Origin of the sequence: Enhygromyxa salina, assembly GCF_000737335.2 — a bacterium.
Lineage (GTDB): Bacteria > Myxococcota_A > Polyangia > Nannocystales > Nannocystaceae > Plesiocystis > Plesiocystis salina_C.
On the sequence record NZ_JMCC02000095.1, the window covers coordinates 1 to 12,519 of the forward strand.

The following is a 12,519-nucleotide window of genomic DNA, read 5'->3' on the forward strand; positions in this document are numbered from 1 at the left end:
GGATCACGATGCATCAAGTCGGTGATGGTCGGCGCCGCGATGGTCGGCGCCGCGATGGTACGCGCCGCGATGGTCGGCGCCGCGGCGATCGTGGGCTCGCTCGGCGCCTGGACCTGAACCGCCAAGACCTCGTCCGCGTCGAGCTCCACGGCCTCGGGCTCGATCGTGTCGAGCCCGTCCAAGTCGTCGTCCTCGTCGAGGTCGCGCATCTCGTTGGGGTCCAGCGACAAGGTGTCGCTGGGCTCGCGGACGGTGTCCTCGGTCGTCTCGTCGGCCGACTCGTTGGCCAGCTCCGCGGTGAGCTCGTCGCGCGACAGCTCGGCGCTCGACTCGCTGACGACGATCTCTTCGCTGAGATCCATGATGTCCATGACCTCATCCGCGGGCGCGCCGTGGCCGAGCATGCCGCTTGCTTCGCTGGACGGATCGCGGGCCTGACTCAGATCCAGGTTGGCCTGGCGCAGCCGCGAGCTGAGCTCTTGCACGAACGCCCACAGCAGCTTGACCGCGAGCGGGGCTTCTTTGCGGAGGATCTCGTAGAAGTCCTCGCGGTTGATGATCAGCAGCTTGCCGTCGGCGACCGCCGTGGCCGTGGCCGAGCGGGGGGTCGTGCCGACCAGCGCCATCTCGCCAAAGTGCGATCCCTGCGGGAGCGTGGCCACGTGCGAGCCACCCGACTCGAGCTCGACCAAGCCGCGCAGGATCACGAACAGCTCTTCGGCGGGCTGACCCTCGTGGCACAGCACGTTGCCGGCCTCGAACGGGACGATCCGCGTGAGGTTCATGATCCGCACGAGCTGTTGATAGGTCAGCGCGGCGAACAGCGGGATCGACTTGAGGGTGTCGAGGGTGAAGTTGATCTCTGCGGCGCGATCGCTGCCGTCGGCGTTCTCGGGGACCTGGATGATCAGCGCGGTGATGTTGTCCTTTCCACCGCGGGTGTTGGCCATGTCGATCAGCCGACCGGGGATGTCCTTGACCTCCGTCAGCGCGAGCATGTGCGAGATGTCGCTGTCGTCGAGGTACTCGTAGAGGCCGTCGCTGCACAGCAAGAACGAGTCGCCGGGGATCATGTCGAAGTCGAGGGTGTCGACCTCCACGGCCTCGTTGGGCCCGACCGCGCGGGTCATGGCGTGCTTGAACTGCGCGTAGGGGCTGTCGTCGAACGCCTCGGCCGTGATCTTGCCTTGGCGGATCAACTCGTTCATGAGCGAGTGATCTTCGGTCAGCTGGTAGACGATGCCGCCGCGCAGCAGGTAGATGCGGCTGTCGCCGACATAGGCGATGTATCCGCGATCCCCAACGATCAGCAGCGACACCACCGTGGTGCCCATGCCCTTCTTCTCGGGCTCCTGCACGCCCTTGCTGTAGATCTGCTCGCACGCGACGTGGACCGCGTACTCCAGCAGCATGCAGATCTCCATGTGCCAGGTTGGATCGTCGTCGCGGCCTTGCTCGAACAGATCGTGCTCGCGCGCGAGGATGCCGCGGATCGTGTGGACCGCCATCGCGCTGGCGACCTCACCCGAGGCGTGACCGCCCATGCCGTCCGCGACCACGAAGAAGCGCAGCTCCTGATCGATCAGGAAGTTGTCTTCGTTGTGAGTGCGCTTGCGCCCCACATCCGTGGCAGCCCAGTACTTGAGATCCATGGCGAGCAGAGGAGGAGAAGGCGAGCAGAGAAGAGGCGAAGAGGGGGGAGGAGGGCCCAAGACCGGGCCCGGAGCTGGGCGAATGGTATCCGGTTTGGGATCAGAACTCGAACCCGACACCCTCGCCAGCGAGCCGATTTGGGGTCAAGAGCCAGTCGATGAGGCTCGGGCCCCGTTCGTTGTCGAGCCGCCACTCGAGGCTCTCGAGATCCGCCGGGTTGACCGGTCGCCCGTCGAGCCAGGCGCCGCGCGGGTGACCGAAGTCGCTGCCACCGCGTGCCCCGGCGTTCGCTGGCGCGTCGTCACGCGACTCGAGCGCTTCGCTGTCGCTGCACGCGTCGGAGTCTGCGACGGGCAGCAGGACCTCGTAGAGATCATCTTCGTGCAAGCGGCGGAACGAGGGCGGGTTGGCCAGGTGCAGCATGTACTCGACCTCGAGGCCCAGGGTTCGGGCCGCGCACAGGCGCCGACGCAGGCTGATCGCGCGGCTGCTGACGCCAGCCGCGATCAGCTGGACCGAGAGCTGGCCGGGGTTGCGCTCGCGAAACTGCATGGCGGGGGCCAGCCAGTCGGGCAGCCGACCGTGCTCTTCGTCCTCGATGAACAACACGAGCCGATGGGGCAGGGCGTCGCCGCCAACGAGCACGCCGGTCTCGGGGAAGGTGCGATCGAGCCGAGACGTCCGGCCGGTCATGCCCGCGGCGAACGGGATGATGCCGACGGACGCGTCGAGGTTGGCGGGCACGGTGATCAGGCGATCGAGCCGGGTGCGCAGCTCGGTCAGCTCTGTGTCGAGGTCCAAGAACTGTTCGTTGCCGTCGCGATCCACGACCCCGATCATGGTCACCCGGGGGCCCGAGGGCTGCGACGCGAGGTGCTTGGACGCGCGCTCGAGGTTGCGGCGCAGGCAGGCCCCCGAGGCCCCGGTGCGGCGGGCTTCGACCGCTTCGACCGTGAGCTCGAGCTCCCGGGCCAGGCGAGCGCGGCCCTCTTCAGTGCGCAGCTCGGCGGCCACCAGCGGCCAGTCTTGGCGCTCGAGCAGGCGCAGGGCCTCTTCCGCCTTCCCGAGCGACGCGACGGCCATGAACCACACCCGGACCGCGTCACTCTCGGCGTCGCTTGCGGACAGGAAGCCGCGAATCGGGACCAGCTCCATGCGCAGCTCATCGCCGCGCTCGCCCGCGACGCGGCGCAGCTCGAGCCACAGCCGCAGCGGGCCGGTCTCGGACGCGGTGGGATCGAGGTAGACCTCGAGCACCGTTGGCGCTTGGCGGCGCCCGAACCCAAGGAAGAAGTCCAAGCCTTGGGCGCGGCACTGCTCGCTGCTGGGATCGTGGCCAGCGCTTGGCTCGGGCGGCCCCTGCGGCGGGGCCAGTGCCAGCGCCAAGGCGAGGCTGAGGGGGCCGTACACTGGCCAATCTTGACGGTCGGGCCCCAGCGACGCAAGCGTGCGGTGCGGCTGGTAGCGTGCGGCATGCGTCACCGCCGTCCATGGATGCTCACGCTCGTTGCGCTAGCAGCGTGCCACGCGGCGCCGAGTGTCGGCGAGGTCCCCGGGCGGAGCGTGGATCGGGTGGCGGTCGAGCGGATCGAGGCCGACCCGGCGCGGGTGGGTCCGCTGATCCTCGCGCACGGTGGTCAGGGCTCGCCCGCCTCGCGCAGCGACGGGCCCGCGGCGGCGGTCGAGCTTGGGTTCGCGCAGCTCGAGGGGGGTTCTGATCCGGGGTCGAGCGAGCAGGTCGCGGCTGAGCAGGCCGCGGTCGCGGCCGCGATCGCGACGATCGAAGCGCTCGAGGACGACCCGCGCTTCAACGCGGGGACGGGCGCCAACCTGCGCCTGGACGGGGTCAGCATCGAAGCCGACGCGGCGATCATGGACGACCGCGCCCGGTTTGGGGCGGTCGCTGGCATCGCGGGGATCCGCCACCCGATCCGGGTCGCGGAAGCGGTCGCTGACTCGCCGCACTTGCTGCTGGTGGGGGACGGCGCCCAGCGGTTCGCGGCGACCTTGGACCTCGAGGCCCGCGACCTCGCGACGCCAGAGGCTCGCGCCAAGCTCGAGCGAGGCTACGCGCGCTTGTTCTCCGAGCCCGCCGAGGGCCCATGGGCGCAGTGGGACTGGCGCGCGCACTGGAATTTCGAGACGCCCGCGCCAGCGAGCCTCGAAGAGGCGATGGCGCTGCTGCGTGCCGCCGAGCTCGCCGCCGCCGAACAGCCAGAGCGAGCCTTCGAGCCCGATCAGACCCAGGACACCGTGGGCGTGGTGGTTCGCACTGCGCAAGGCCGCTACGCCGCGGCGTTGTCGACCGGCGGCACGACCCTCGCGATCCACGGCCGCGTGGGCGACGTCCCGGTGCTCGGCGCGGGGCTCTACGCGGGCCCCGAGGGCGCCGTCGCGGCCACGGGCAAGGGTGAGGCGATCATCCGCGAGCGGGTGGCGGCGCGGGTCTACGATCTGCTCGCCCGCGGCCACATGCCGAAGGACGCCATCAACGCGGCGATCCGCGAGATCAGCCCCGAGGAGGGGGTTGGCGTGATCGCGGTGTCCCAGCTGGGCTGGGGCGCGGTTGCGACGTCTCAGATGGCGTGGGCGGCCCGCGATCGTGAGGGCCGCCACCAGGCTGACACCTTCATCCAACATGGGGATCGCTGAGCAGTCGGCTTGGCATTCGTCGGTGGGCGCTCTACTGTCGGAACGCTCATGAGGGATCTGCCTCGCGGACTCGTTTGTCTGACCGTCGCGCTCGGCCTTGGGTTGGCGTCTCCGCGCGCAGCTGCAGCGCCGCCCGAACAGGTTGATGGCGCCGGCCAAGCTCCGAGCGAACCGCCAGCGGCGGAGGACGGCGCACCGGAGGAGGACGTTGGCGGAGCGGAGGACGTTGACGGAGCGCAGGACGTTGGCGCAGCGCAGGACGAACCGTTGCCCAACGTCGACGACGTCGTGCTCGCGCCGGGCGGGGACTCCCCGGCACCCGAGCCGCCCGAACCCGAGCTCGAGCAGGCTCTCGACGAAGACCTCGAGCAGGATCTCGACGAAGACCTCGACAACGATCTCGACGAAGACCTCGACGACGATCTCGACCACGACGAGAGCGCCGGGATCGACGATGGCTACGACCTGCTCCGCGACAGCCCCGAGGCCCAGACCGCGCGGCGTTGGCTTGGCGCGGGGATCGGCGCGACGATCACCGGCGCGGTCTTGCTCGGTGGCGGGATCGCCATGAGTCAGACGACGCCGTGTCAGACCGGGGCCGGGAACAACTGCTTCGCCGACGCACGTGAACGCGCGGCGCTGACGATGGGGATTCCCGGCGGGGTCCTGATGGCGGGCGGCGTCGCGATGATCGTCGTGGGTGCCCTACAAAAGCGCCGCATCAAGGCCAGCTTCGCCCTCGGCCCCGGCGAGCTCGGCGTGGTCGTCGGCGGCCGATTCTGACTCGGGCTGGGTCTCGCTAGAGCGAGCGTCCTCGCCCGCGGGGCGGTTGGATCGCGTGCGGATGGGGAAACTCCTCGCTTGGGACGCTCGCTGTGACCGCGGTGGGGCGGGGCTGGAGCGACGGGGCGATCGAGAATTCGACGGGCCGATCGAGGGTTGGCCCGATCTGCAGATCGAGCCGCCGCTCGAGCTTGGGCGACCCGGGACAGGTCGTGCCCGTCTTGCGGTTCGCCCCCTCTGGGTACGACCGGGTTCGATCTTCGATCACGCGGGTCTCGAGCAACAACACGACCACGCTGGCCGCGACAGCCAGCCCGGCGCTGGTCGCAGTGCCCACGGCCAAGCTCGTCTGGGCAAGATCGTCCTTGGTCGTTGCCGCGCTGATCCCCAGCACCAGCGCGAGCGCGCCCGTGCCGATCGCCGTGCCTGCCATCGCCGGCAGCAGCACCCCGCCGCGCTCACTGGGCACCAAATTGTCGGCGCGGTCGAGCAGCAGCACGCGGCGATCCCCAGCTTCGAACTCCACGCTGAACGCGTGCTCGTCGAGCAGCATGTCGTAGCGCCCCGGATCGACCGCGAGCCGATAGTCGCTGGTCTCGCCCCTGGGCATGTCGAGGCCGTCGATGCACAGTCGCTTGCGCGGATGTGCGTCGACCTCGACGATCGCAATCTTGCTCTCGATCGTCCGCATGTGGCGACGGACCTCGCGTCGCTCCGCGTTGCTCTCGACCGTGTCAATGATGTCGTCGAACAGCTCCCACGCCTCGGGCAAGCGCTTGGCTTTCTCGAGCGCGAGCGCGAGGTTGAACAGCGTGACCGGGTGGGGGAGCATGCTGTGGGCCCGCTCGAAGCTGGACACCGCGAGATCAAACTCACCGCTTGCGATCGCGGCCATGCCCGCGTCGAACGAGCGCTTGGCGGTCTCGCGTGGGTCTTCGCCCTCGTGCGGTTGGCTGGGCCCGGCGCTCGGGCCATCCGCGTCGGCGTGCGGGCTGGGCCCAAACGCAACGCTGCCCACGGGGCTCGCTGCGATGACGAGCGCAGCGAAAGCTGAGAGCGAGGCCAGAGCGAGCGCCATTGATTAACCCGGATTCAGAACCCGACCATGCCGACGCCCGCACATGTCGCTACTCGTACGGATTGCTCTTGAACTCTTCGAGAGGGTCACGGTTGGCACCCGGCCGCTTGCGCTTGTGCACGGGCTCGAGCACCACCTCGTCGGGGGGGGCGGTGGTGTCCAGCGGGAGCGGAGCCGTGGCCGAACCGGCGGGCGAGTCCCCGCGATCCGACCCCGGGGACGCAGCCTGATCGGGATGATCTGGATGTTCGGCCGCGATCGGCTCGGGGCGGGCCGCGGTGGCGTTCACGGCTGCGGTGAGGTTTGGGATCCAGTGTTGGTCGCCCGCGCGCGCGGACCTGCGGTCGAACGACTCGATCGCCAACAGCACGAGCAGCACGAGGACCGCCCCCGCGGTCGCCATGCCGAGCCCGCGGACCCAGCCAGGTAGCCCGCCGATGAAGCCACCCACTTGCGGGACGGCGCGGTGCGAACCGGTTGGGTCCAAGGAGATCAACGGCGGCAGCGGCTCGGCGGGATGCAGCGGCCCAAGCTGCTCCGCGACGGCGGTGGCGCGGCGCGACAGAGCTTGGCGGACGTTGGACTGGATCACCCCCGCGTCGCGCATGCCGTCATCGAGGGCGTCGGCCAGCGCGGCGGCGGTCTGGTAGCGAGCTCCCGGCTCACGGCGCAGACAGCCCAGGACGACGCGGGCCAGCCAGCTCGGGACTTCGGCTTCGACCAGGAGCCGCGCGAGCCGATCGGGATCGGACTTGCGGAGCTTGTCGAGCGTGCCGGGGGTGTGGTCGTCGCCAAAGGGTGGCTGGCCGACGGCGAGCTCGAACAGCACGCTGCCCAAGCTGAACACATCCGAGCGGGCATCGAGCGGCGCGATGCGGCTCTGCTCGGGGCTCATGTAGGGCAGCTTGCCGCACAGCACCCCGGTCTGGGTGTGGCCGAGCTGACCGCGGGCCTTGGCGAGGCCCAGATCGATCAGCACGGTGCGGCCGGTGATGTCGAGCATGAGGTTGTGCGGCGACAGATCGCGGTGGACAACCTCCAGCGACTGGCCTTCGTCGTCGACGACCGTGTGGACCGCGTGAAGCCCCCGCGCCGCGTCACACACCACGCGCGCCGCTTCGGAGGGGTTGAGCCGCGCGCCTTCGGAGGTCGCGCTGCGGTGCAGATCATTGACCTGCAGCTGCCGCAGCGTGACGCCGTCGACCAGCTCGAGGACCAAGTAGTGGTAGCCGTGGTCTTGATCCGAGTCGATCGTCGCAACGACGTTGGGGTGGTTGACCCGCGACGCCACGCGGGCCTCGTCCAAGAAGCGATCCTTGAAGCCTTCGGCGGCGGCGAGGTGGGCGTGGATGACCTTGATCGCAAACTCGCGCGCGAACCCACCTTCGCCGTCGAGCCTGGCCCGATACACCGTCGCCATGCCGCCGCTCGCGATGCGACCGGTGATCAAGTAGCGACCGAGGTTGAAGGTCTCTTCGGCCGGGCGCCTGCGCCACTCGGACTTGCCGCGGGCAACGGCCTCGCGGGCGGCACCGCGCGCAGACTCGATCTGTGTCAGCTCTGCCTGGCCCGCGTGCTCTGCTGTCCGGCCCGATCGGTCCGGCTCGGCGCGCGCCGAGGTCTCGGCAATCTCTGCCGGAATCGCGTTGCTCAATGCGGGGATACCAGGCATGACCGGAGCTACAGAGCGTGCCGAGACCGACAGTATCAGGCGCGCGGCAAGATGCCGAAGACTTATCTGGGCTTACGTCGAATCAAATGGGAGAAAAGTCAAAGTCGACAGGGATCGAGTGTCACGCGCGCGCCGATCTGGTCCACCGCTTGCGCGAGGTCATCGCGGAAATGGGTGGATTCATCCTGCTGGGGCCCGAGCACGGTAATCTTTGCCGACGGGCCAGCAGCGGTGAAGCGCTGGAATTCGTCGGCTGCGAGTGGATTATCGAAGCCCAAGGGCTCCCAAACCTAATCCATGAGGTCGTCCACGCTTTGTTTCTGGGCCGCCTCGCGGATGACCATGGCTTTGACTACGGAACGATCCCGCTCGATATCGAGCGTCGGGACCATCGGCAGGTGTTGTGGGAGGAGCTGGCGTGTTGTGGCGTGAGTGCCTCGGTCTGTGCGCCCTTGCACACGGATCCGCAACGCTTCGTGCGCGAGTGGTTTGCCGAGCAGTTCGAGATTCAGGGCGTATTTCACGGTCTAGAACACGATCATCCGGCCTTTTGCGCGCGCGTCGACGCCCAGATCTCGGTCCCAGCTCGCGCCGAGGAGCTCCGGGCGACGGTCGAGCGGGGCCACCGCCAGTTGAGCGAGGCGATCCGTCGTGCGGGGGGGCCGCCCCTGCCAGCGGCGGATCTGCTCGCCATGTGGCGTGACTACCGCGAAACCCAGCTTGGCTCGGCCCGGCTTGCCGCGGGTTGAAACCCCACGGACACTGGCTGGGTCGCACCCGTGCCGATGCTGCCGCAACCATCTGTTTCGCTTGCCCGCGGGCGCCCGCTCGCTGCCCGTCTGACGCGAGTCGGGTTCATGCTCGCCGCCGGTCTGTTGACCTGGGGCGTGGCGGGGACGGCGCTCGCCGCTGATCTCACCCCTTTGGTGATCGACACGGGCATCGGCGGCCAGGGCTGCTCGGGCGCGCTCGGCTACTTGCTGGAGTTCGACTCGATGCTGTTCGAGACCCGCACGCCCAGCTGCGACACCGGGTTTCGGCCGTTCGACCTCGCGTTCTTGGCGGTGGTCGCCCTGATCGTGATCTCGGTGATCCGGTTTCGCCACGCGACCACCCGCCACCGCCTGGATCTTGCCCGTCGCATGGTCGAGAAGGGGATCGAGCCGCCGCCCGAGCTGGTCGGCGCCAACAACGGCAGCGATCTCCGGCGCGGGCTCGTGCTGGTGTGCACCGGGGTTGGGTTGTTGCTCGCGTCCATGTTTGGCGCGAGTCAGAGCCTGAGCCCGGCCGGGTTGATCCCTGGCTTCATCGGTATTGGGTACTTGGTCAGTCATCGCTTCGCCGTCAGCAAGCCAGGGGGGTCGCAGTGAGTCGGGCGTTGGCTCAGACATGGGGGCAGGTCGGCGAGGTCGCCGGTGTCGCGGATCTCGACGACGAGAGCTTGGTCGAGCGGGCCAACAGCGGCGGCGACAACGCGGCGTTTGCCGAGCTCGTGCGGCGCCACCAGGGCAAGGTTCGCGGCCTGTTGCTGCGCTTGACCGGCAACCGAACGCTGGCTGACGACCTCGCCCAAGAGGTGTTCCTGCGGGCGTATCGGGGTCTGGTCGGGTTCGAGGGGCGGTCGCGGTTCTCAACCTGGATCTACCGCATCGCGTACAACGTGTTCGTCAACCACCGGACCCGCGGCAAGACCTTGTCGGCCCTGCCCGAGGGGTTCGAGAACCACGCACCTGCACCCGACACCGAGCTGTCGGCCAGCCGCCTGGATCTGCGTCGTGACCTCGCGGGGGCGATCGCCACCTTGCCCGAGCGCTACCGGGTGGTCGTCACGCTGCACTACCTGCAAGACGTCTCGTACCCCGAGATCGCGGAGCTGCTCGAGCTCCCGATCGGCACGGTGAAGACCCACCTGCATCGGGCCAAGAAGCTGCTGCGCGAGCACTTGCGCGACGCAAAAGACAACAGCGACCGGGCCGAAGCGAGGCGCGCTGGATGAGCGCGCCGAGCCCCGACCTCGATCGCTTCGTCGAGCGGCTGACCGAGCTCGACCTCGATCCAGAGCTGCTGCGCGAAGATCCAACCGGCGAGCGCTGGCTGCCGCGTTCGCTGCGTCAGCTCGTGACCCACGATCCCGCGTGTCGGCAGGAGCTGGCCGAGTTCGTCGAGATGGAGCTCGCCCTGCTCGACGTGCACGAGCCCAGCGACGTGTTCTTCACGCGCCAGGTCATGGATCGCCTGCCCACGCTCGAGGCCGTCGACGATCGCCGTCGCAACTGGATCTTGGCGTCGGCCTACGCGCTGGCGATCGGCGTCGCGTATCTGCTGCTCGGCCCGCTGCTCAGCTCTGGCGAGCTCACGAGCTGGGTCGAGCCCGTCCACCACTGGTATCACGCCCACGCGGTCGAAGCGGGGGGCATGTGGATGGTCTTGTTGCTCGCTGCGTGCGCGCTGGCGCTGGTCCCGGCCGGCGGAGACCGACGCGCCGACGCCTGACCAAGCCTGGCGCCCGTTTCGAGCTCGCACTTTCGGGGTATGTCTCCGGGGTATGAGCGACGCCTCGATCCGCCACCCTCGCTGGGCATCGGTGTCCGACGCAGACTGGAGCGACTGGCGCTGGCAGCAGCGCAACCGGGTCAGCACCCTCGCCGAGCTCGAGCGCTTCGTCGATCTCGATCCGCGCGAGCGTGATGGGATCGGGGCCCGCGGGTTTCCGTTTGCGATCACGCCCTACTACGCCTCGCTGATGGACTGCACCCGCGCGGGCAGCAGCTGTCCGGTCCGCCGCCAGGCGATCCCGGTCGCGGACGAGGGCCTGCCGAGCCTGGGCGACATGGAAGATCCGCTCGGCGAGGACGACCATCGCCCGGTCGAGATCATCTCGCATCGCTACCCGGATCGCGCGCTGCTCTACGTCAGCCACAACTGCCCGGTGTACTGCCGACACTGCACGCGCGCGCGCAAGGTCGGCGATGTCGCCTCGGCGCCGTCGCGTGGGGCGCTCGAAGCTGCCTACGCGTACTTGCGACGCACGCCAGCGATCCGCGACGTGCTGATCTCGGGCGGCGATCCGCTCAGCCTCTCGGATCGTCGGCTCGTCGAGATCTGCGGGGCGCTGCGAGAGATCCCCAGCGTCGAGGTGCTGCGTCTGTGCACGCGCAACCCGGTGACCCTGCCGCAGCGGATCACGCCCGAGCTGCTGGCGCCGCTGCGCGAGCTGCATCCGATCTGGGTCAGCACGCACTTCAACCACCCGCGCGAGTGCACGCCAGAGGCCGGTCGCGCGCTCGAGCGCCTGGCCGACGCTGGGTTTGCGATCGGCAACCAGACCGTGCTGTTGCGCGATCTCAACGACGACGCGCAGACCATCACCACGCTCAACCGCTGGCTCGTCCGCCACCGCTGCCGGCCCTACTATTTGTTTCAGTGCGATCCGGTGCGCGGCAGTGGACACCTGCGCACCCCGATCGAGACCGGGCTGCGGATCATCGACGAGCTGCGCGGGCGGCTCTCGGGCCTGGCGATCCCACAGTTCGTGGTCGATCTGCCCGGCGGGGGCGGCAAGGTCGCGCTGACGCCGGACCGGGTGATCTCTCGCGAGGGGCGCCGCTGGCGGTTTCGCAACGCCAACGGGCACGAGTACGAGTATGTGGACCCCGCGGGCCCACCACAGGTCATCCCCAGGCGCTCCGCCAGCCTGCCCCTGGTCAGCTAGACGTGAGACATGCCACACTCCCGCGCGAGCCTGGTCGGCGCTAGCGGGAGATGGGAGTGCATAACCCCCGAGAGTGCCCGTCCAAGGCCGTCACGAGGTCCCCCGTGCGTCAGATGATTCGAAACGCTTGTTGTGCCACCTTCCTCGCCGCCCTGGCCCTTGCCCCAATCGCCGCAGACGCGGGTGAAGGCGGGGTCAACGTCCTGATTCTCAAAGAGCACGGTGTGGGCAGCGCCGCCTCCGCCCAACAATACGTAGACAACCTGTTGGCCCACGTCGCCCGGCAAAACAAGTGGCCGAGCGCCGCCGGCCAGTACCTGACCAGTCGCTCCACCGCCGCCCAGTGGATCGGCGCCAACAGCCCCCACTACGGGATCCTCTCCCTCGCAGCGTTCCTCGACCTTCGCGGCAAGCACAAGCTCGAGGTCATCGGCTCGGCAGAGGTCACCGGTGGTGGGGGTCATCAATATTTTGTCGTCAGCGCCAGCGAGACCAGCCTCGCGGGCTGCAAGGGCAAGACCCTTGGCACCGACCACGGCGACGACACCAAGTTCATCGACAAGGTGGTGGGGCGCTCGGACTTCTCGCTCTCGGACTTCACCGTCGAGGACACCCGCCGCCCCATGAAGACCGTCAACGCGGTCGCCCGCGGTGAAGTGGCCTGTGCGTTGATCGACGACGCCCAGCTCGCCAGCCTGGCCAAGGCCGACGGCGGCGCGGCGGTCAAGACGGTGTGGTCGTCCCGGGAGCTCCCCGATATGGCCGTGGTCGCGTTCCCCAGCGCACCCGCGAGTGAAAAGGCGAGCTTCAAGAAGACCCTCGCGGCGGTGTGCACGGGCGACGGGGCGGCGGCTTGCAAAGAAGTGGGTCTGCGCTCGCTCGAGCCAGCCGGCGAGTCCGCCTACGCCGATGTGATCAAGGACTATCAATAGGTCAGGCTGGGCGGGCGCTGGGGTTTTCTGATATCCC

Annotated in this window: 12 protein-coding genes; 8 read left to right on the forward strand and 4 right to left on the reverse strand. The window is 68.9% G+C overall.

Features of this window, described 5'->3' with window-relative positions:
- Window positions 1-1,652, reverse strand: a 1,652-nt coding sequence (locus DB30_RS30545) for a cyclic nucleotide-binding domain-containing protein (RefSeq protein ID WP_052555645.1), incomplete at its 3' end; no start/stop codon positions are given.
- 100 nt (window positions 1,653-1,752) lie between these two features.
- Entirely contained in the window at window positions 1,753-3,063 is a 1,311-nt protein-coding gene (locus DB30_RS30550; RefSeq protein WP_052555647.1) for a hypothetical protein, read from the reverse strand.
- Window positions 3,064-3,126: 63 nt separating this feature from the next.
- Here DB30_RS30550 and DB30_RS30555 point away from each other — a divergent pair, with 63 nt between their 5' ends.
- The gene (locus DB30_RS30555) at window positions 3,127-4,305 is read left to right on the forward strand and encodes an isoaspartyl peptidase/L-asparaginase (protein ID WP_165704029.1); all 1,179 of its coding nucleotides are present in this window, start codon (window positions 3,127-3,129) and stop codon (window positions 4,303-4,305) included.
- A gap of 48 nt (window positions 4,306-4,353) precedes the next feature.
- Complete coding sequence (locus tag DB30_RS30560) at window positions 4,354-5,088, forward strand: hypothetical protein (protein WP_146661317.1); 735 nt, start codon at window positions 4,354-4,356, stop codon at window positions 5,086-5,088.
- Window positions 5,089-5,104: 16 nt separating this feature from the next.
- Here the strand turns inward: DB30_RS30560 and DB30_RS30565 are convergent, their stop codons facing one another.
- Both DB30_RS30565 and DB30_RS30570 read right to left on the reverse strand, forming a co-directional pair.
- On the reverse strand, window positions 5,105-6,106 hold the full coding sequence (locus tag DB30_RS30565) for a tetratricopeptide repeat protein (RefSeq protein WP_146661319.1): 1,002 nt from the start codon (window positions 6,104-6,106) through the stop codon (window positions 5,105-5,107).
- A gap of 109 nt (window positions 6,107-6,215) precedes the next feature.
- A complete protein-coding gene (locus DB30_RS30570) occupies window positions 6,216-7,838 on the reverse strand; it encodes a serine/threonine-protein kinase (RefSeq protein ID WP_146661321.1) in 1,623 nt (540 codons plus the stop codon).
- 86 nt (window positions 7,839-7,924) lie between these two features.
- Between DB30_RS30570 and DB30_RS30575 the strand changes: the two genes are divergently transcribed.
- The 6 genes from DB30_RS30575 (at window position 7,925) to DB30_RS30600 (ending at window position 12,482) form a co-directional block, all read left to right on the forward strand.
- The gene (locus DB30_RS30575; RefSeq protein ID WP_052555657.1) at window positions 7,925-8,587 is read left to right on the forward strand and encodes a hypothetical protein; all 663 of its coding nucleotides are present in this window, start codon (window positions 7,925-7,927) and stop codon (window positions 8,585-8,587) included.
- A gap of 108 nt (window positions 8,588-8,695) precedes the next feature.
- A complete protein-coding gene (locus DB30_RS30580; RefSeq protein WP_052555659.1) occupies window positions 8,696-9,208 on the forward strand; it encodes a DUF6249 domain-containing protein in 513 nt (170 codons plus the stop codon).
- An 8-nt stretch (window positions 9,209-9,216) separates the two neighbouring features.
- Window positions 9,217-9,834, forward strand: coding sequence for an RNA polymerase sigma factor (locus DB30_RS30585; RefSeq protein WP_165704030.1), 618 nt, complete (start codon window positions 9,217-9,219; stop codon window positions 9,832-9,834).
- A complete protein-coding gene (locus DB30_RS30590; protein WP_052555662.1) occupies window positions 9,831-10,331 on the forward strand; it encodes a hypothetical protein in 501 nt (166 codons plus the stop codon). The genes DB30_RS30585 and DB30_RS30590 overlap by 4 nt, the downstream gene beginning before the upstream one ends.
- Before the next feature lie 52 nt (window positions 10,332-10,383).
- Complete coding sequence (locus DB30_RS30595; RefSeq protein ID WP_052555664.1) at window positions 10,384-11,550, forward strand: KamA family radical SAM protein; 1,167 nt, start codon at window positions 10,384-10,386, stop codon at window positions 11,548-11,550.
- A gap of 113 nt (window positions 11,551-11,663) precedes the next feature.
- On the forward strand, window positions 11,664-12,482 hold the full coding sequence (locus tag DB30_RS30600; RefSeq protein ID WP_052555666.1) for a PhnD/SsuA/transferrin family substrate-binding protein: 819 nt from the start codon (window positions 11,664-11,666) through the stop codon (window positions 12,480-12,482).
- The last annotated feature ends 37 nt before the right edge of the window (window positions 12,483-12,519 follow it).

Excerpts from the sequence above, each read along its gene's own strand:
- DB30_RS30595 (WP_052555664.1), top strand. The coding sequence starts at position 10,384 with ATGAGCGACGCCTCGATCCGCCACCCTCGCTGGGCATCGGTGTCCGAC.
- DB30_RS30570 (WP_146661321.1), bottom strand. The coding sequence starts at position 7,838 with ATGCCTGGTATCCCCGCATTGAGCAACGCGATTCCGGCAGAGATTGCC.
- DB30_RS30580 (WP_052555659.1), top strand. The coding sequence starts at position 8,696 with ATGCTCGCCGCCGGTCTGTTGACCTGGGGCGTGGCGGGGACGGCGCTC.
- DB30_RS30600 (WP_052555666.1), top strand. The coding sequence starts at position 11,664 with ATGATTCGAAACGCTTGTTGTGCCACCTTCCTCGCCGCCCTGGCCCTT.
- DB30_RS30575 (WP_052555657.1), top strand. The coding sequence starts at position 7,925 with ATGGGAGAAAAGTCAAAGTCGACAGGGATCGAGTGTCACGCGCGCGCC.
- DB30_RS30555 (WP_165704029.1), top strand. The coding sequence starts at position 3,127 with ATGCGTCACCGCCGTCCATGGATGCTCACGCTCGTTGCGCTAGCAGCG.
- DB30_RS30590 (WP_052555662.1), top strand. The coding sequence starts at position 9,831 with ATGAGCGCGCCGAGCCCCGACCTCGATCGCTTCGTCGAGCGGCTGACC.
- DB30_RS30560 (WP_146661317.1), top strand. The coding sequence starts at position 4,354 with ATGAGGGATCTGCCTCGCGGACTCGTTTGTCTGACCGTCGCGCTCGGC.